Source organism: Nostoc foliaceum FACHB-393, from assembly GCF_014698505.1.
Classification (GTDB): Bacteria; Cyanobacteriota; Cyanobacteriia; order Cyanobacteriales; family Nostocaceae; genus Nostoc; species Nostoc foliaceum_A.
Genome location: NZ_JACJTD010000005.1, coordinates 57,270 through 72,875, shown reverse-complemented (window position 1 = coordinate 72,875; position 15,606 = coordinate 57,270). Strand labels below are relative to the sequence as shown.

The window sequence follows — 15,606 nt, the reverse complement described above, 5'->3', positions numbered from 1 at the left end:
TCCACCCCAGAGTAGCAGTAGGGAAAATACTTGTATGAAAAATTGCAGCTTATTAACTCCCATGCCTAACTTTTTATTGAATATTAAAGTGTCTATATTAACAAAGAAATTACTTAGAATGAGTAGCTCTAGCATTTTTGTATCTAGATTTCAAGCATTCTCAAAAAATTTTACTCTAAAATCAATTATTCAGTAAAAATACGTATGCGATTTGAAGTCTTCTCACTATATGAATAGTAGAATTAGCCCATACAGGAGAAGACTGTGACGCTCTTAAACCAAGCTCAAGTAGAGCAGCTAAAGGAAATAACCACACACTTGCGACAAGTAAGACAAGAAAAATCCATACGCATAGAAGAAATAGCTGCTGAAACACTGATTCGAGCAGGTGTTTTGCAAGCTTTAGAAGAAGAACGATTTGAAGAATTGCCTGAGCCTATTTTTGTTCAAGGATTGATCCGTCGCTATGGAGATGCTTTAGGACTGGATGGGAATGCTTTATCACATGCTCTTATAAGCAGCAATGTAGTCCGCCAAGACTCCAATAATGCCCATAAGAGTTCAGACAACAAATCCAATACATACATACCTCTTGTCGTCACCTACATTCTATTATTAGTAGCTGCATCTACTGGCCTTTTCTATACACTTAATCCACCGCAAATTGCATCTGAATCCCTGACTCCAGCAGTCAATGGTCAACAGTCAATGGTAACTAATCAGTGAATAGTAATCAGGGAGTGGGGAAGAAGCAGGGGAGCAGGGAACAGGGTGACAAAAGAGAATTATTGAATAAGTTTCTTCCTTGTCTCTTCCCAATGACCATTTTCAAGATATTTGTGGTTTACGCAGATGCCAAGTAGTAGATTGCTCATAAGCGTAAGCTACCTGAAACAGTTGGTCTTCTCGCAGCACATTGCCAATTAGCTGTAATCCTATCGGTAGCCCCTGATCATCAAAACCACATGGCAAACTTAAACTAGGTAAACCAGCAAGATTCACAGGAATAGTCATCAAGTCAGTTAAATACATACTCAAGGGATCAGTAGTTTTTTCCCCTGCTTTGAATGCTGTTGTGGGAGATGTGGGACAAACTAACACATCAACCGCGCCAAAAGCCTTTTCAAAGTCTTGCTTAATCAGGGTGCGGACTTTTTGTGCTTTCAGGTAGTAGGCATCATAATAGCCAGCCGAAAGGGCATAAGTGCCGATCATAATCCGGCGTTTGACTTCTGTACCAAAACCAGTGGCACGGGTGCGAGTGTACATCGATAGCAGATTATCCGCATCAGGGGCACGGTAACCATATTTAACGCCATCGTAACGAGCTAGGTTTGCTGACGCTTCTGATGGAGCAATGATGTAGTAGGTGGGTAAGCCATAGCGAAAGCGGGGACAGGAAATTATATGAATTTCTGCTCCCAAACTTTGTAGTTGGTCTACTGCTTTGGTAACAGCTTGTTCCACAACAGAGTCCAGACCTTCACCAAAAGTTTCTTTAATGATGCCAATTCTTAGCTGACCTCTGGGTTTGAAGTCTGGTTTTAAGCTGGCGGCGTAGTTGGGAATGGCAACTTTGAGGCTGGTAGAATCTTTGGGATCGTGACCTGCGATCGCACTTAATAATATTGCAGCATCTTCTACTGTGTTTCCAAATGGCCCAATTTGATCCAAAGACGAAGCGTAAGCCACCAAACCATAACGAGAAACCAAACCATAAGTCGGTTTCATTCCCACCACACCGCAAAAAGATGCAGGTTGCCGAATCGAACCGCCAGTATCAGAACCGAGAGCAACTACACATTCTTGAGCCGCCACCGCCGCCGCAGAACCCCCCGAAGAACCACCTGGAACTCGTGACAAATCCCAAGGATTAGCCGTGACTTGGTAGGCAGAGTTTTCTGTGGAACTACCCATCGCAAACTCATCCAAGTTGGTTTTGCCTACCATTACCGCACCAGCATCTGCAAGTTTTTGCGTCGCTGTTGATTCATAAGGCGGCACGAAATTTTCCAAAATCCGAGAGGCGCAGGTGGTAGGAATTCCCTTAGTACATAAGTTGTCCTTAATCCCCACGGGAATGCCTGCTAGCAGCCCAATTTCTTCTCCGGCGGCAATTTTGGCATCCACAGCACCCGCCTGCTCTAATGCCCGTTCTGCGGTCACACATAAAAAGCTGTGCAATTTCGGCTCTAACGCTTGAATGCGCTCTAAAGCTTCTTGGGTAATTTCAACGGCAGAACGTTCTTTCTTAACCAGCTGTTGGTGCAACTCGCGGATGGATGCCATGATTGCTCTCTTTGTGACTCAAGTCATTGATTCTAGTACATATTGGATGAGATTGGGAATTGGGGATTGGGAATTGCGAAAAGACAAGGAAGAGGGGGGAGACAAGGAAGAAACTTGTTCAATAATTCTCCCTTGTCCCCCTTGTCCCCCTTGTCCCCCCCCATCTCCCCCTGCTCCCCACTCCCACATTTGTATAAATACAACTAATACCTCCCAAGAACTAAGCAATTTTGGTGATGGAAAAATTGCCAAGCTAAAACAAAATAATATTAGGAATTTAACATCATCCGTAAATAGAGGGACTACAATCAAAACGGACAAATGTTTCATGCTCCAACAAAAGAGGATTACAAAGCTATGTCCGACTTAAATCGCGGAATTATGAAATTTGAGGGTGCAGATTCCCCAAAAGTAGTCACTATCTCTACCGTGTTGCTTCTGGGATCGATCGCTGCTCTCATAATCTGGGCGCTGCAAGCTGCCTATGCGCTAAACTAAAACCATTAGTAACCTAGAAGGGCACTGGCAAAAACGGTTTCCGTCGTAGCCAAGTGTCCATTCAGTAACTAGTAAATAAAAACGCCCTAATAACCATCAAAAATTTCAGAAAAACTTTAGATTTTAGATTTGAGGTTTTAGATGGAAAATTTAAATCTAAAATCCAAAATCCAGAATGTTTGAACCTTGGGGTGTCTTAGTTATTTTAATTATCTGCCCCCTTTTGGGCGGATTACCCCTGATTGCATGGATAACTTACGCCCTCAAGCGGAAGCAGTTATCACAAGTTGGTACAGGAAATATTAGTGTATCGGCTGCCTTTTATCACGGCGGTAAGTTTGTAGGAATTCTGGCAGTCTTGTCAGAAGCTTTGAAAGGAGTTGCAGCAGTCTTACTCACCCGCGTTTTCTTCCCAGAGGGATCGTTCTGGGAATTGATCGCTCTCATCGCTCTGGTAATTGGTAGATACTGGATAGGCAGAGGGGCAGGTACGACAAATGTCGTCTGGGGATTTGTCGTACATGATCCACTTGTAGCAATATTTGTATCCTTCTTTGCAGGTATTAGCTTTACAATTCTGCAATCGAGACAGCTAGTCAAATTTGGGGTTTTGCTTCTCTTTCCTCTGTTTGTGATAGTTCTGCATATTAGCGATTACCCCAGAATGCTTGCTGCTGTGGCCTTAGCTGGTTTAATGGGCTGGATTTATACTAAAATTCCTGATGATATGAATCTGCCAGCCCAAGAGGCACAAACAGAATCGCAAACGATGTTGGAATTTTTACGCGGCGATGTCTACGACGGGCTACGCCAACGCACGATGGTTTCTTTAGATGAAGAGTTGGATGCTGCCATTGTCGGAGAAAAGGCAGCTACGTTATCTCAAATTAAGCGCTGGGGCTATCCAGTCCCGAAAGGGTGGGTACTTGCGCCAATCGACGATCCCCAAGTGTTGACAGAATTTCTCCAGCCATCAAAATTATCTCCCTTGGTGGTACGTTCTTCTGCCATTGGAGAAGACTCTGAACACTCTTCTGCTGCTGGGCAGTATGAAACAGTTTTAAATGTTACCAGCCCAGAGGCATTGCAGTCAGCGATCGCTCAAGTTCAAGCTTCCTACAATCATCCATCTGCTGTGCAATATCGGCGCGATCGCGGCTTAAACGATACTGCAATGGCTGTGTTGATTCAACAACAAGTGCAAAGTGTATATTCTGGCGTAGCTTTCAGCCGCGATCCCATTACCCAGCAAGGTGATGCGATCATCATTGAAGCCCTTCCAGGCAGCCCGACGCAAGTCGTTTCGGGAAAAGTTACACCAGAACAATATCGCGCTTTTGTCATTGAAGGAGAAAATTCTTCCTCTGTGCAATTAGAGGGTCAAGGACGAGTCCCACAAGCATTAATTAAACAAGTTGCATACTTAGCCTACCGACTCGAAAAACGTTATCATGGCACTCCCCAAGATATCGAATGGAGTTATGACGGTCAAACGCTGTGGGTGTTACAATCTCGACCAATTACCACTCTATTACCAATCTGGACACGCAAAATTGCCGCGGAAGTGATCCCCGGAGTAATTCACCCCTTAACATGGTCGATTAATCGTCCTTTAACTTGTGGAGTTTGGGGAGAATTTTTTACTCTAGTTTTAGGCGATCGCGCCTTGGGGTTAGATTTTGCCGAAACAGCAACTCTGCATTATTCTAGAGCCTACTTTAATGCATCCCTCTTAGGGAACATCTTTATCCGCATGGGATTGCCGCCGGAAAGTCTGGAATTTTTAACTAGAGGAGCTAAATTAAGTAAACCATCCTTGCAGTCAACCTGGGAGAATTTGCCAGGACTAGGGAAGTTGCTGAAGCGGGAATTAAGTTTAGAAAAAGACTTCAAGGAAGATTATCACAAACGGTTTATTCCTGGTTTGTCGGAGTTGGCGCAGTCAGATATAGATAATTTGGAACCAGCCAAGCTGTTGTCAAGAATTGACTTGATTCTGGATTTGCTACGCCATGGGACATATTACAGCATTTTAGCTCCCTTAAGCGCTGCCCTGCGGCAGGCGATTTTTCGGGTGAAAGATGGGCAAATTGATAATAGCGTGACTCCAGAGGTAGCCGCATTGCGATCGCTGAGTGCAATAGCCACAGATGCCAAGCAAGTATTGCTTGAGTTTGAGCCGCAGCAAGTATTTGAGCAATTAAAGCAAACTCCAGAGGGAGAGAAGATCCTGCAAGAATTTGACGAATTGCTTCAGGATTACGGCTATTTAAGCGAAGTGGGAACTGATATTTCCGTTCCTACTTGGCGGGAAAATCCCCAGATGATTAAGCAGATGTTTGTGCAGTTAATGCAGGGTAACGAACCACAATCAGGCGCTAAAGACGCGATTAATAGCATCTTTGCTGGTAAGCGCAAACGCTCTTTTGTGCAACGGCGTGTGGATATCAAAGGACGAGTTACCGAAGTTTATTCACGGCTTTTGGCTGAATTGCGTTGGAGTTTTGTAGCTTTAGAGAAAATTTGGTTAAAGTCCGGCTTACTCAAGAAAACAGGAGATATCTTTTTTCTAGAGTTTGATGAAGTGCGACGTTTAGTTGCGGGTGACGATTCTAGGTTAATTGAGGAGTTAGATGAGTTAGTGGAATCGAGGCGATCGCAATTCGTCCAAGATAGTGAGATCATTCAAATACCCCTTTTAGTCTACGGCAATACACCTCCTCACCCCTTAGCTCCCTCTGCACTCTACTCTGATCAAATCTTACAAGGGATTGGAGCCAGTCACGGACAAGCTGAAGGCAGGGTGAAGGTGTTGCGAAATTTACAAGACATCCCAGAGATTGATCGAGATACAATTCTGGTAGTACCTTACACAGATTCCGGCTGGGCACCTTTGTTATTGAGGGCTGGAGGATTAATTGCCGAAGCTGGAGGCAGGCTTTCTCACGGTGCGATCGTTGCTCGTGAGTATGGAATTCCCGCTGTGATGGATGTTCGTGGCGCTACATGGATACTGCAAGATGGTCAACGGGTAAGGATTGATGGCTCTAGGGGTATTGTGGAATTATCTAACGATTTAAGACCCGAATGATTACCACTTCTCTGAAAAACTTGCCAGAAGAATCTGTTTCTCACAATGCCGAAATCAAGAAAAAGGTGATGCTACGCTTCGGCGATTTGCCTCACCTGACTAACTTTTCTCAAGCACGTTTTGCTCCTGGACAAACCGCACCAGCACACGCACATCAAGATATGTGCGAAGTATTCTTTGTGGAAGCTGGTTCAGGAGTAATTCACATTGATGGTACAGAATACCCTTTGCTGCCAGGGAACTGCGTAGCGATAGAACCAGGAGAAGTACATGAAGTTGTCAATAGTGGCTCCACTGAGCTTGTTTTGACCTACTTTGGTTTGCGAGTGGAAAAATCAGCGTAATTATTTTGAATACAAGATACAGTGAGGGCACAACATCGTTATGCCCTCACAAAAGTTTGCGGATGTTGCTTATAAACAAAGAAAAATTTGTAAAATCCTAATATACCAAAGGTGTCACGCCGCGCATCTGACGTAAAGAATTTATACAAGCAGGACAATCGCAATTAAATAAGGTGACTGCCACATCGCTTTCCTCGACATTGAACTCCAGCATAGGAGAATTTTCCTGAGAAAACTCTATTTCACGCTGATAGTTAGGAATTTGAGCTAATACCGAAGCCCTTGCACAAACTAAACCCACTTTATGTTTATTGCGTATACAAGATAGACGGTCTGTGGTGTTGGTTTTTAGTTCTGGCTCCATAGCTTGTGCTTGATTGAGCATTACTCCCATAGAGAGAATAGAGCTAATCAGCACAGGAGAAGAAAGCAAACTCAGTATGAATTTGTTCATTGATTTTCTTAGAAAACAATCTCGATCGCTCAGGTTATCCGATTAAATCTTACAGTGCAAGTAAAGCCTAACAGGAATATAACGAGTTGTACCATCTGGTGGTTTCTCTCTTACTTGTTGGCCAATGCCATAGCTACAGGTCACTGAACTCAGAAGCTCAGTTCGTAAGCACCACCACGCTCCAGCGCACGCTGGTAGGCCGGACGCGTGTGAATGCGATCTAGGAAAGCCATGAGCTTCGGACGCTTCGCATCCAGTCCTGCTTGCGCGGCTGCTGCCTCCAGGGGGAAGCTCATCTGGATATCAGCTGCGGTGAATTCATTGCCAGTGAACCATGTGCTTTTCTCCAGTTCCGCCTCTTGGTAATCTAGGTGCTGCGTGATCTGAGGTTCAATAAACGAGTTCTTGACGCGGCTGACGATGACCCGAGCGATTGGCCGCACGAAAAACGGTATTGGCCCCTTTTCGATTTGGTCGAAGATGAGTTTCAGCAGCAGTGGAGGCATAGCCGAGCCTTCCGCGTAATGTAGCCAATAGGTGTAGCGCAGTCGCTCCGGCGTACCTGGAGGAGGAATCAGCCGCCCGTTACCGTAGCGTTCGACCAGATACTCAATGATGGCACCGGATTCGGCCAGGGTCAGGGCACCGTCGGTAATCACTGGCGACTTACCGAGTGGATGTACCTCGCGCAGCGATGCCGGTGCTAACATGGTTTTCGGGTTGCGATCGTAGCGCTTGACTTCGTACTCTATGCCGAGTTCCTCCAGCAGCCAAAGCACACGCTGGGAACGGGAGTTGTTCAAGTGATGGACAGTGATCATCAGATTATTCTGCTATAAAAAACTTGACAAATCTTTTTCAAAGCTAGTCATTCAACTAAAGAAAACATTAGAGAGTCTTAACTACAGCAATTCTAATTACTTTCTGCCTCGCTCTTGCATTTCTTGCTGACGCATGGGCATAGCGTCAATTTGCTCAAAAATTGCTGTAGCCTTTACTGGTGTAGTATCACTGCGCTTAACACCACTATCTTTGCCCACCAAAATCACACGGAAATTTTCTTTGTCAACCCCAAAGTACTCGCGCAACTTGGCAGCAGAAGACGCATCTATGGGCTGTCTGTTGGCATAACTTTCATCTGTTGCCAAAACCTGAACGAGAACTAAATCCCGATCTGCAAAACCACTGTTATGCTCTTGTAATAGTTGCATTTGCTGCTGATAGGTATGGTTATCAACAGACGGTGAAAATACTAGTAGCACGCGATTTTTCCATTTTTGGGAACTGAGGTTAAATGAAGACATTTTGATAGCATGATTGGTTGAACCTTGGACAATATCAGCTTTTCTAACTGGCGACAGGACTATAAACGCTAATAGGGAAAGGGCAATTAATGCTGAATTATTCACAATGGCTTTTTATCTGTTTTATCTGCTCTCAAGCTATCATTATTTTCTCCGCTTTTCCTCTATCTGTTGATGGTTTATCTTCGTATTAGGTAAGTAGGTAGGTGAGAATTACTCAAACTATAGCAGGCTGACGGTTTATCAAAATCTAGCCTGAAAAGCCCAAAGTTTGCCCCTCAAAACTGTTTGGATTTTGAGGGGCAAACGCCAGTTTAAAAATTGGTGATAGTCAAATCTTTAGGTTTATATCAACCAAGGCTATTTAGTGAAAATTAGAATTGTGCCGGATCAAATTCATAAATTCCTCACGAGTCCGCACATCTTCTGCAAAAACACCGCGCATTGCACTAGTAACAGTCCAAGAACCGGGTTTCTGCACACCGCGCATCACCATACACATGTGGGTTGCTTCTATTACCACTGCAACCCCTTGGGGTTTGAGTAATCCTTGTAAAGCATCAGCAATTTGTACAGTCAGACGTTCTTGAACTTGTAAACGTCGTGCATACATTTCGCAAATACGGGCAATCTTAGATAATCCTATTACTTTGCCATTAGGAATGTAAGCAACATGAGCACGACCAATAATTGGCAGAATATGATGTTCGCAGGAACTGAAAATATCGATGTCCCGTACTAATACCATTTCATTGGCATTTTCTGTAAATACTGCTCCGTTTAGCAGTTCATCCAATGATTCATGATACCCTTTTGTGAGAAACTGTAAGGCTTTCATCACCCTTTTCGGAGTATCTTTTAGTCCTTCGCGGTCTGGATCTTCTCCTAATCCAATCAGCAAAGTACGCACAGCCTGCATCATTTGAGCTTCTGTTACAGTTTGCTGTTGCCCAGTCGCTAAAGATGACAGTACCTGATCGGCAGAAGTTAGATCGGGACGAATCGATAGAGTCATTTTCTGAGTTCTATGGGAATGTTTGATAAATTGGCCTGTTGTTCAGATGTCGGTTGCGCTCGACTCCTGACTCGTAACTGAGTGTAACATAACTTTACACTTCTTAATCATACCAAACATTTTGTCAGCTTAAGAAGGATGTGCCAGACATTACACCGGGTTTCAATCCCTAATAGGGATTTTAGGTAATTGCAATAAGTTGTACTCTCGATAGCACTGAGCCTGCTACGTTTCAATCCCTAATAGGGATTTTAGGTAATTGCAATCTTAAATCATCATCTAACGGACAAGCTAATGGAGGTTTCAATCCCTAATAGGGATTTTAGGTAATTGCAATCAAGCCCAAGCGCTGCATTATTGCTTTGAGCCAAACTGTTTCAATCCCTAATAGGGATTTTAGGTAATTGCAATTCGCCGCATCCTAATGAACTAGTGCCAGATAAGCTGCAATCCTGTTTCAATCCCTAATAGGGATTTTAGGTAATTGCAATACAAGTAATGTCACCACCACTCACCACACTTAGTGCTGCAATCCTGTTTCAATCCCTAATAGGGATTTTAGGTAATTGCAATGATTATTTCTTCTAAACTAGCCCCTTCTCTCTGCATTGTTTCAATCCCTAATAGGGATTTTAGGTAATTGCAATTGGTCTAATGCTTCTGGCTGTCGCTTGTGGCAATCTCTCTGCATTGTTTCAATCCCTAATAGGGATTTTAGGTAATTGCAATTTACGGGTACTGGAGTAAATTCCAAAGATTCTAAAATGTTTCAATCCCTAATAGGGATTTTAGGTAATTGCAATTCTAGAACGTATCTCACTTTGTCATTACTAAGATAGTTTCAATCCCTAATAGGGATTTTAGGTAATTGCAATCGTTCTACTGCGAACTTAAGCACCGCCCTTTGGATGTTTCAATCCCTAATAGGGATTTTAGGTAATTGCAATCAGTCTCAAGGTGGTTGCCACCTCGTGAATCACTAGTTTCAATCCCTAATAGGGATTTTAGGTAATTGCAATTTTTCTCAGGGCGTTTTCAGCAGCGATCGCGGCTTTGTTTCAATCCCTAATAGGGATTTTAGGTAATTGCAATGATAAAATAAGTAGTTACAGGCTTCACCAGTGTAAGTTTCAATCCCTAATAGGGATTTTAGGTAATTGCAATTTCAGAATGCTGTGTTTGTTCTCTAGACTGTGCAGAAAGTTTCAATCCCTAATAGGGATTTTAGGTAATTGCAATTTTATGTGTTCCGTACTGAGGTTGACCCTAATGGTGGTTTCAATCCCTAATAGGGATTTTAGGTAATTGCAATTGGGATACATCAAAGTATTCTTAATCGCTTCACCGTTTCAATCCCTAATAGGGATTTTAGGTAATTGCAATAATATCCTTTATGTTGTGCCCTTTGAAGTTGGTAGTTTCAATCCCTAATAGGGATTTTAGGTAATTGCAATGTTATCAGGGGGCTGCCGGGCAAATGATCCGATTAGTTTCAATCCCTAATAGGGATTTTAGGTAATTGCAATTCAGAAGCACCTACCACGGTACGCCCAAGGATTAGCATTGTTTCAATCCCTAATAGGGATTTTAGGTAATTGCAATAAACTCAGAGTGTAAGTTATCCAAGCGATCACTATGTTTCAATCCCTAATAGGGATTTTAGGTAATTGCAATTATCTACTATTCTAACCTTAGTTGACTCTTTGGGTAGTTTCAATCCCTAATAGGGATTTTAGGTAATTGCAATCAATATGCGCTGGATAGTTTACACCGGGGTTTAGTTGTTTCAATCCCTAATAGGGATTTTAGGTAATTGCAATCTAAGGTAATCCGTGGGGGTAAAGTACGCACATTTGTTTCAATCCCTAATAGGGATTTTAGGTAATTGCAATATTTAATATCTTCGTTGTTAATACTAAAATTAATGGTTTCAATCCCTAATAGGGATTTTAGGTAATTGCAATGAATTATGTAGAAGTTAAAAAGTTAGCCGCTTTTGTTTCAATCCCTAATAGGGATTTTAGGTAATTGCAATCTTTCTTTGCAGAGTAGCTTGTTACCGACTTATGTTTCAATCCCTAATAGGGATTTTAGGTAATTGCAATTTCAGGGAACAAGCACAGCAACAAGCCGCGCGAGGTTTCAATCCCTAATAGGGATTTTAGGTAATTGCAATAGCTGGCTTCTGAAAGTCTTGCTTTATTTGGTTTTCAAGGTTCGGTTGCGCGAATGCAGAAATCATAACATGAGGAGTTGTGAGTTGGCTAGAGGCAAATGGCTGAAAACAAGTCCCCATAAGGTGCGCGAATGGTTTAGAAATGCTAACGCTCTCAAGTTCTTGTATATAAGGTAATTCAGCCATTTTTTTAGTCACCCCTTCCCCAACACCTACCAATCCGCGCATTCAGCGAAAAAACTAATCTGATTGGAAAGCTGCTTACTTAATAGATATCCTACTCGATTAGGTTAGCTGACTTCAGGGCGATGCCTGGGTTGGGTTACGCCTAAGCAATATCAGCACCGCCATAACCAACTTTATTTGGTAACGTCTTCAAAGTCTGTTATTGCACAAGCAAACTCCCTAAAAGCTGTTTTAATCAGAACTTCTTTCGTTCCCCTTTCCAGCGAAGAATTGCGTATGAGGTCTGTTAATTCTATGAACAGCAGAGAAAACATAAAACGATCTTGGCGGTCAACTTGTTTCAAGCAAGACGATATAAACTGATAAAGCTCTGTTTTTCTAGGTTTGGTTTGTTCTTCCCATATTTGTAACCCAAGCCGAAAAGTTCTCAAGCGGATTTCATTAGTGTTGAAGGACGCGTCTTTGTAGCGGACTGATACGCGTTGAGGTATTTCCATGAGTTTTATCTATACATATTCAATGTAAAGTAATTATTCACTTATATTTTGGCTCAACCGGAAAAATCTGATATTTTGCACCAATTCCGACAACTGCCATAGGTTAGAAACGAATAACTTGCGTGGAATGACAGTTATTAGGGGGCACGGGTGTGCGCCCCTACCTCATTAATTTAGAGGATGCCCCAGAAATGGAGTAAGCCTTGACCAGAAAAAGCTTCAATCAAAATCGCAGATAGAAAACCAATCATTGCAAGACGACCGTTCCAATTTTCACTCTGAGGAGTGAAGCCAAAACGCACAGCATTAGGATCTTCTGAAACAATAGGCGCAGGATTCTTAAAACCTGACATGAGTAAAACTCCAAAGTTAAAGTGTTGTAGCAGTTGTAACTGTCTGTAAAGTAATGTAACAGATGTTTAAAAAAATTCAACATTGAGTGAATAAAGAAAAGCTGAAGAAAAATTCACTCAACATTCCTTTATTTCCATTCGCCTTGTAGAGTAAAAGCTGCCCAATAATAAGGTGCGGCATATTTTTGAGTGCGCCATATTTCTATTTGGGCTATCCGCAATGCTGCTGCTGGCTTTAATCCTTCTTGCAGCATCTTTTTGTAAAATACCTTCATGAGTTCGGATGTTGCCTGATCATCTACACTCCACAGGCTGACCACGACTCGCGGACTGCCTGCATACATAAACCCCCTGGTTAACCCTACTAATCCTTCTCCCTTAACTTCCTCTCCCAATCCGGTTTTACAGGCGCTGAGTACTACCAGTTCTGCTTGCAGGTTGAGGTTGAAAACATCGTGCAAGCGTAAAAAGCCATTTTGTGGCATTCCCTTGTCGTCAAATAGCGATAACACTACTCCTGATAATTCTGGATGCTTGCTGTTGAGAATGCCATGAGTAGCGAAATGGATAATGCGATATTGACTCAACTCGTTGCTAGTTGCAGTGGTACGACTAGCAGTAAAGTCAAAAGCTTGCTTGCCTTCGTTAGCTGGTACAAGAGCAAGAATTTGCTCGGCTTCTTGCCGTGTAAAACGCAGACGATCAAAGCTAATATCTGAGTCTGTGGCAGTTCTGGTTAAAGCGAGGCTGGCTAAATTATTTTCTGCTACAGGTGGGCGAGACACTTGTACTTTACCTTGGAGACGCTCATCATCACTGCTAAAAATCGGATCTGCCAAGACAACTAATGTTTTGGCAGCAGATTTACGTTCTTTGTGTTCATGTCGAAGGATAGCTACTGTAGAGGCTGAGGGTAAAGTAATGATTTCGTGGTTGAGCAGTAATGGTTCATAGCTGCTACTTCCTTTTGAATTAGGTCTAGTCAGGGCGGAAAATGGGACATACTGCAAAGCGCCATCGCTGACAACCACTAAGCGTTTCTTTTCTAGTTGCTGGGCGACTGGTGCAAGTAATTGTTGAGAGAGAACATCTATAGATGGGCTATTTCTGAGATATGGGGTAGTGATTTCTTGACGGAATTTTTGGACGGTAGCTTCAATGTCTGCACGCTTGGGTAGTTCGTAACTGGTAATACTCTTATTGGTAACTGCCCAAAGATAACTGCGCTTTTCCCCCAGAGAATATTCTAAAAGCAGAGTGTTGTCATCAAGCACCTGCTGCTGAATCTGCGTGAGTGAGAGAGGCTGGGGTTGAGTGAGTGCTGCATAACGTGGGCTGGTGGCGCGGATCTGCGCCTGGATTTGCTGATATTGTTCTAAAAGCGCCTCATTTTCTTTTTCTAAAACTTGCACCTGTGCTGAGGTATGGTTGCCACCTAATAGCTGTATCCGGCGTTTTTCTAAAGTATCAAGTTTTTGTTGCAAGTTGCGTTCTTGAGAGAGTAATTTTGGCTCTACGCCTTGGCGAATATCGGTCTTAGCTTCTGTCAGCAGTTCCAAAAGACTCCGGGCGCGGGCGCGTTCGCTGGTTTGCAGTGCCAGAGCATCATATCCTTGGGATGGTTGCTGTTTGTGTAACTGCATCAGCAGGTCGATGTAAAATTCATAATAATTCTGCACTGTGGCAAAATAAGAGGTGCGGAGTTCCTGAGAGTTAATTTTGGTACGTAAATCTTCAACAATGTTGATAACTGTTTTAATCTGAGTCAGGGCTGCTTTCAGATTTCCTTGATTGCGTTGTACAGAGGCGACGTTATAAAGAGTCTGAGCTTCCCCTGTTCTGTTTCCCACCTGTCGATATAGAGGTAGCGCTTGGTTGAAATAATCCAGCCCCTTTTGCTGTTCTCCCATATCTAAGTAGACTGTACCGACGTTATTCAGGGTAGTTGCTAACCCTACTTTATTTTCTACCTGTCGATATAGGGGTAGCGCTTGGTTGAAATAATCCAGCCCCTTTTGTTTTTCTCCCGAATTTAAGTAGACTGTACCGATGTTGTTCAGATTATAAGCTTCTCCTGCTTTGTTTCCCACTTGTCGGTATAGAGGCAGAGCTAGATTGAAATAATCCAGCGCCTTTTGCCGTTCTCTTAAATCTAAGTAGACTGTGCCAATGTTGTTTAGAGCAATAGCTTCGCCTCCTTTGTCTCCCAGTTTTTGCAGTGGAAGCAGAGCTTGGTTGTAATAATCCAGCGCCTTTTGCGGTTCTCCTAAATCTAAGTAGATTCTACCAATGTTGTTCAGAGTACGAGCTTCTCCTGCTTTGTCTTCCACCTGTCGCCTTAAAGGTAGGGCTTGGTTGAAATAATCCAGGGCTTTTTGGTATTGAGTTGACTCTAAATAGACTATGCCAATGTTGTTCAGGGTAAGAGCTTCCCCTGCTTTGTCTCCCATTTGTTGCTTGAGTAACAGGGCTTGGTGAAAATAAGAGAGTCCTTTTTGCAGTTCTCCTGAATTTAAGTAGACGTTGCCAATGTTGTTCAGGGTAATAGTTTCCCCTTTTTGATCTCCCAACTGTTGCCTGATTGATAGGGCTTGATTCAAATAAGAAAGTGCTTTTTGCTGTTGCCCTAAATCTGAGTGGATTTTGCCAAGATGAGCGACGGTGAAAGCTTCTGATGAGCGTTCGCCTGCCTTCCGATAAAATGGGAGTGCGATCTCAAATTTTGCGATCGCCTGTAGCAAAGATTCTGCTGTTCCTTGCTCATATAGCTCCTTCCCCTGCTGATATGCAAGTTCAGCCGCAGCAAGAGTTGCATCTGGCGAATCTGTCTGCATTCTCTGTGCAATGTTTACCGGATACTGCCTAGCATTTGCCACATTTGATTCTGAAAATAGCAAAATGCTGGTAAAAATAACAACAGTGCGACCTGTTACAAAAAGCAGAAATTGCCATTGTCTTGAGTCACATATCTTAAATTTAGTCATATATATCTGCGGTTTCTGTAGGTTATTAGATTTAGAATTCCCAAAACTAAGTAAAAAACCGTAGGTTAGCTCATTGTATATGTATAACTTGAGTTAATTCAGTCTGGCGATCGCAGTAATTAGTGAGTTAAAATGCGTTTGATCAGGGAAATTAGCATCAGATTATACTCAGGTAGTACTTGAAATTATATGTCAATCTGAATGGACTCCAGCAGTTATTGAGCGGCGACAAGAAGAGTCTTTGCAAGTTCTTAAAAAGATATGGCGGCTGTAAGTGCGATCGCTAATCTTGTAGATTGGGTTAACGCTAGAAAGCATCGACTTGCAAAAGTCACATTTTCAGAAAATGAAAACACAGATGGATGCAGATAAATACTAATGATTCATCTGTATCCATCTATGATTATCTGGTGTC

At 42.8% G+C, this 15,606-nt stretch carries 12 protein-coding genes and 1 CRISPR repeat array; of the genes, 4 read left to right on the top strand and 8 right to left on the bottom strand.

What is annotated here, in order from left to right; translation table 11 throughout:
- Positions 1-264 precede the first annotated feature (264 nt).
- Entirely contained in the window at positions 265-726 is a 462-nt protein-coding gene (locus H6G92_RS06800; RefSeq protein ID WP_190892117.1) for a helix-turn-helix domain-containing protein, read from the top strand.
- A 102-nt stretch (positions 727-828) separates the two neighbouring features.
- On the opposite strand, the gene gatA is transcribed toward H6G92_RS06800, so the two are convergent.
- Positions 829-2,289, bottom strand: a complete 1,461-nt coding sequence (gene gatA, locus H6G92_RS06795; protein WP_190892115.1) for an Asp-tRNA(Asn)/Glu-tRNA(Gln) amidotransferase subunit GatA — start codon at positions 2,287-2,289, stop codon at positions 829-831.
- A gap of 357 nt (positions 2,290-2,646) precedes the next feature.
- Here gatA and H6G92_RS06790 point away from each other — a divergent pair, with 357 nt between their 5' ends.
- The 3 genes from H6G92_RS06790 to H6G92_RS06780 all read left to right on the top strand — a co-directional run bounded on the left by H6G92_RS06790 (position 2,647) and on the right by H6G92_RS06780 (position 6,222).
- Positions 2,647-2,787 carry a hypothetical protein gene (locus tag H6G92_RS06790; protein ID WP_041565237.1) on the top strand — a complete coding sequence of 47 codons (141 nt, stop codon included), beginning with the start codon at positions 2,647-2,649 and terminating at the stop codon, positions 2,785-2,787.
- 175 nt (positions 2,788-2,962) lie between these two features.
- Positions 2,963-5,878 carry a glycerol-3-phosphate acyltransferase gene (locus tag H6G92_RS06785; RefSeq protein ID WP_190892113.1) on the top strand — a complete coding sequence of 972 codons (2,916 nt, stop codon included), beginning with the start codon at positions 2,963-2,965 and terminating at the stop codon, positions 5,876-5,878.
- Complete coding sequence (locus H6G92_RS06780) at positions 5,875-6,222, top strand: cupin domain-containing protein (protein WP_190892111.1); 348 nt, start codon at positions 5,875-5,877, stop codon at positions 6,220-6,222. Before H6G92_RS06785 ends, H6G92_RS06780 begins: the two co-directional genes overlap by 4 nt.
- 97 nt (positions 6,223-6,319) lie before the next feature.
- Here H6G92_RS06780 and H6G92_RS06775 read toward each other — a convergent pair whose 3' ends face one another.
- The 7 genes from H6G92_RS06775 to H6G92_RS06745 all read right to left on the bottom strand — a co-directional run bounded on the left by H6G92_RS06775 (position 6,320) and on the right by H6G92_RS06745 (position 15,191).
- Complete coding sequence (locus H6G92_RS06775; protein ID WP_190892109.1) at positions 6,320-6,676, bottom strand: hypothetical protein; 357 nt, start codon at positions 6,674-6,676, stop codon at positions 6,320-6,322.
- A gap of 149 nt (positions 6,677-6,825) precedes the next feature.
- Positions 6,826-7,497, bottom strand: coding sequence for a glutathione S-transferase family protein (locus H6G92_RS06770; protein ID WP_190892107.1), 672 nt, complete (start codon positions 7,495-7,497; stop codon positions 6,826-6,828).
- 96 nt (positions 7,498-7,593) lie between these two features.
- On the bottom strand, positions 7,594-8,085 hold the full coding sequence (locus H6G92_RS06765) for a DUF4174 domain-containing protein (protein ID WP_190892105.1): 492 nt from the start codon (positions 8,083-8,085) through the stop codon (positions 7,594-7,596).
- A gap of 259 nt (positions 8,086-8,344) precedes the next feature.
- Positions 8,345-8,995: a GTP cyclohydrolase I FolE gene (gene folE, locus H6G92_RS06760; RefSeq protein ID WP_190892103.1), complete on the bottom strand. Its 651-nt coding sequence runs from the start codon at positions 8,993-8,995 to the stop codon at positions 8,345-8,347.
- Between the two features lie 159 nt (positions 8,996-9,154).
- Positions 9,155-11,171: a CRISPR direct-repeat array (repeat unit 37 nt; unit sequence GTTTCAATCCCTAATAGGGATTTTAGGTAATTGCAAT).
- Between the two features lie 359 nt (positions 11,172-11,530).
- Entirely contained in the window at positions 11,531-11,854 is a 324-nt protein-coding gene (locus H6G92_RS06755; protein WP_190892101.1) for a hypothetical protein, read from the bottom strand.
- Positions 11,855-12,027: 173 nt separating this feature from the next.
- Positions 12,028-12,207 carry a chlorophyll a/b-binding protein gene (locus H6G92_RS06750; RefSeq protein WP_190892099.1) on the bottom strand — a complete coding sequence of 60 codons (180 nt, stop codon included), beginning with the start codon at positions 12,205-12,207 and terminating at the stop codon, positions 12,028-12,030.
- Positions 12,208-12,335: 128 nt separating this feature from the next.
- A complete protein-coding gene (locus tag H6G92_RS06745) occupies positions 12,336-15,191 on the bottom strand; it encodes a CHAT domain-containing protein (protein ID WP_190892097.1) in 2,856 nt (951 codons plus the stop codon).
- Positions 15,192-15,606: the final 415 nt, after the last annotated feature.

What these genes read in the sequence shown, in the direction of transcription:
- H6G92_RS06770 (WP_190892107.1), bottom strand. Translation starts at nt 7,497, where the DNA reads ATGATCACTGTCCATCACTTGAACAACTCCCGTTCCCAGCGTGTGCTT.
- H6G92_RS06750 (WP_190892099.1), bottom strand. Translation starts at nt 12,207, where the DNA reads ATGTCAGGTTTTAAGAATCCTGCGCCTATTGTTTCAGAAGATCCTAAT.
- H6G92_RS06785 (WP_190892113.1), top strand. Translation starts at nt 2,963, where the DNA reads ATGTTTGAACCTTGGGGTGTCTTAGTTATTTTAATTATCTGCCCCCTT.
- H6G92_RS06780 (WP_190892111.1), top strand. Translation starts at nt 5,875, where the DNA reads ATGATTACCACTTCTCTGAAAAACTTGCCAGAAGAATCTGTTTCTCAC.
- folE (WP_190892103.1), bottom strand. Translation starts at nt 8,995, where the DNA reads ATGACTCTATCGATTCGTCCCGATCTAACTTCTGCCGATCAGGTACTG.
- H6G92_RS06775 (WP_190892109.1), bottom strand. Translation starts at nt 6,676, where the DNA reads ATGAACAAATTCATACTGAGTTTGCTTTCTTCTCCTGTGCTGATTAGC.
- H6G92_RS06745 (WP_190892097.1), bottom strand. Translation starts at nt 15,191, where the DNA reads ATGACTAAATTTAAGATATGTGACTCAAGACAATGGCAATTTCTGCTT.
- gatA (WP_190892115.1), bottom strand. Translation starts at nt 2,289, where the DNA reads ATGGCATCCATCCGCGAGTTGCACCAACAGCTGGTTAAGAAAGAACGT.
- H6G92_RS06790 (WP_041565237.1), top strand. Translation starts at nt 2,647, where the DNA reads ATGTCCGACTTAAATCGCGGAATTATGAAATTTGAGGGTGCAGATTCC.
- H6G92_RS06755 (WP_190892101.1), bottom strand. Translation starts at nt 11,854, where the DNA reads ATGGAAATACCTCAACGCGTATCAGTCCGCTACAAAGACGCGTCCTTC.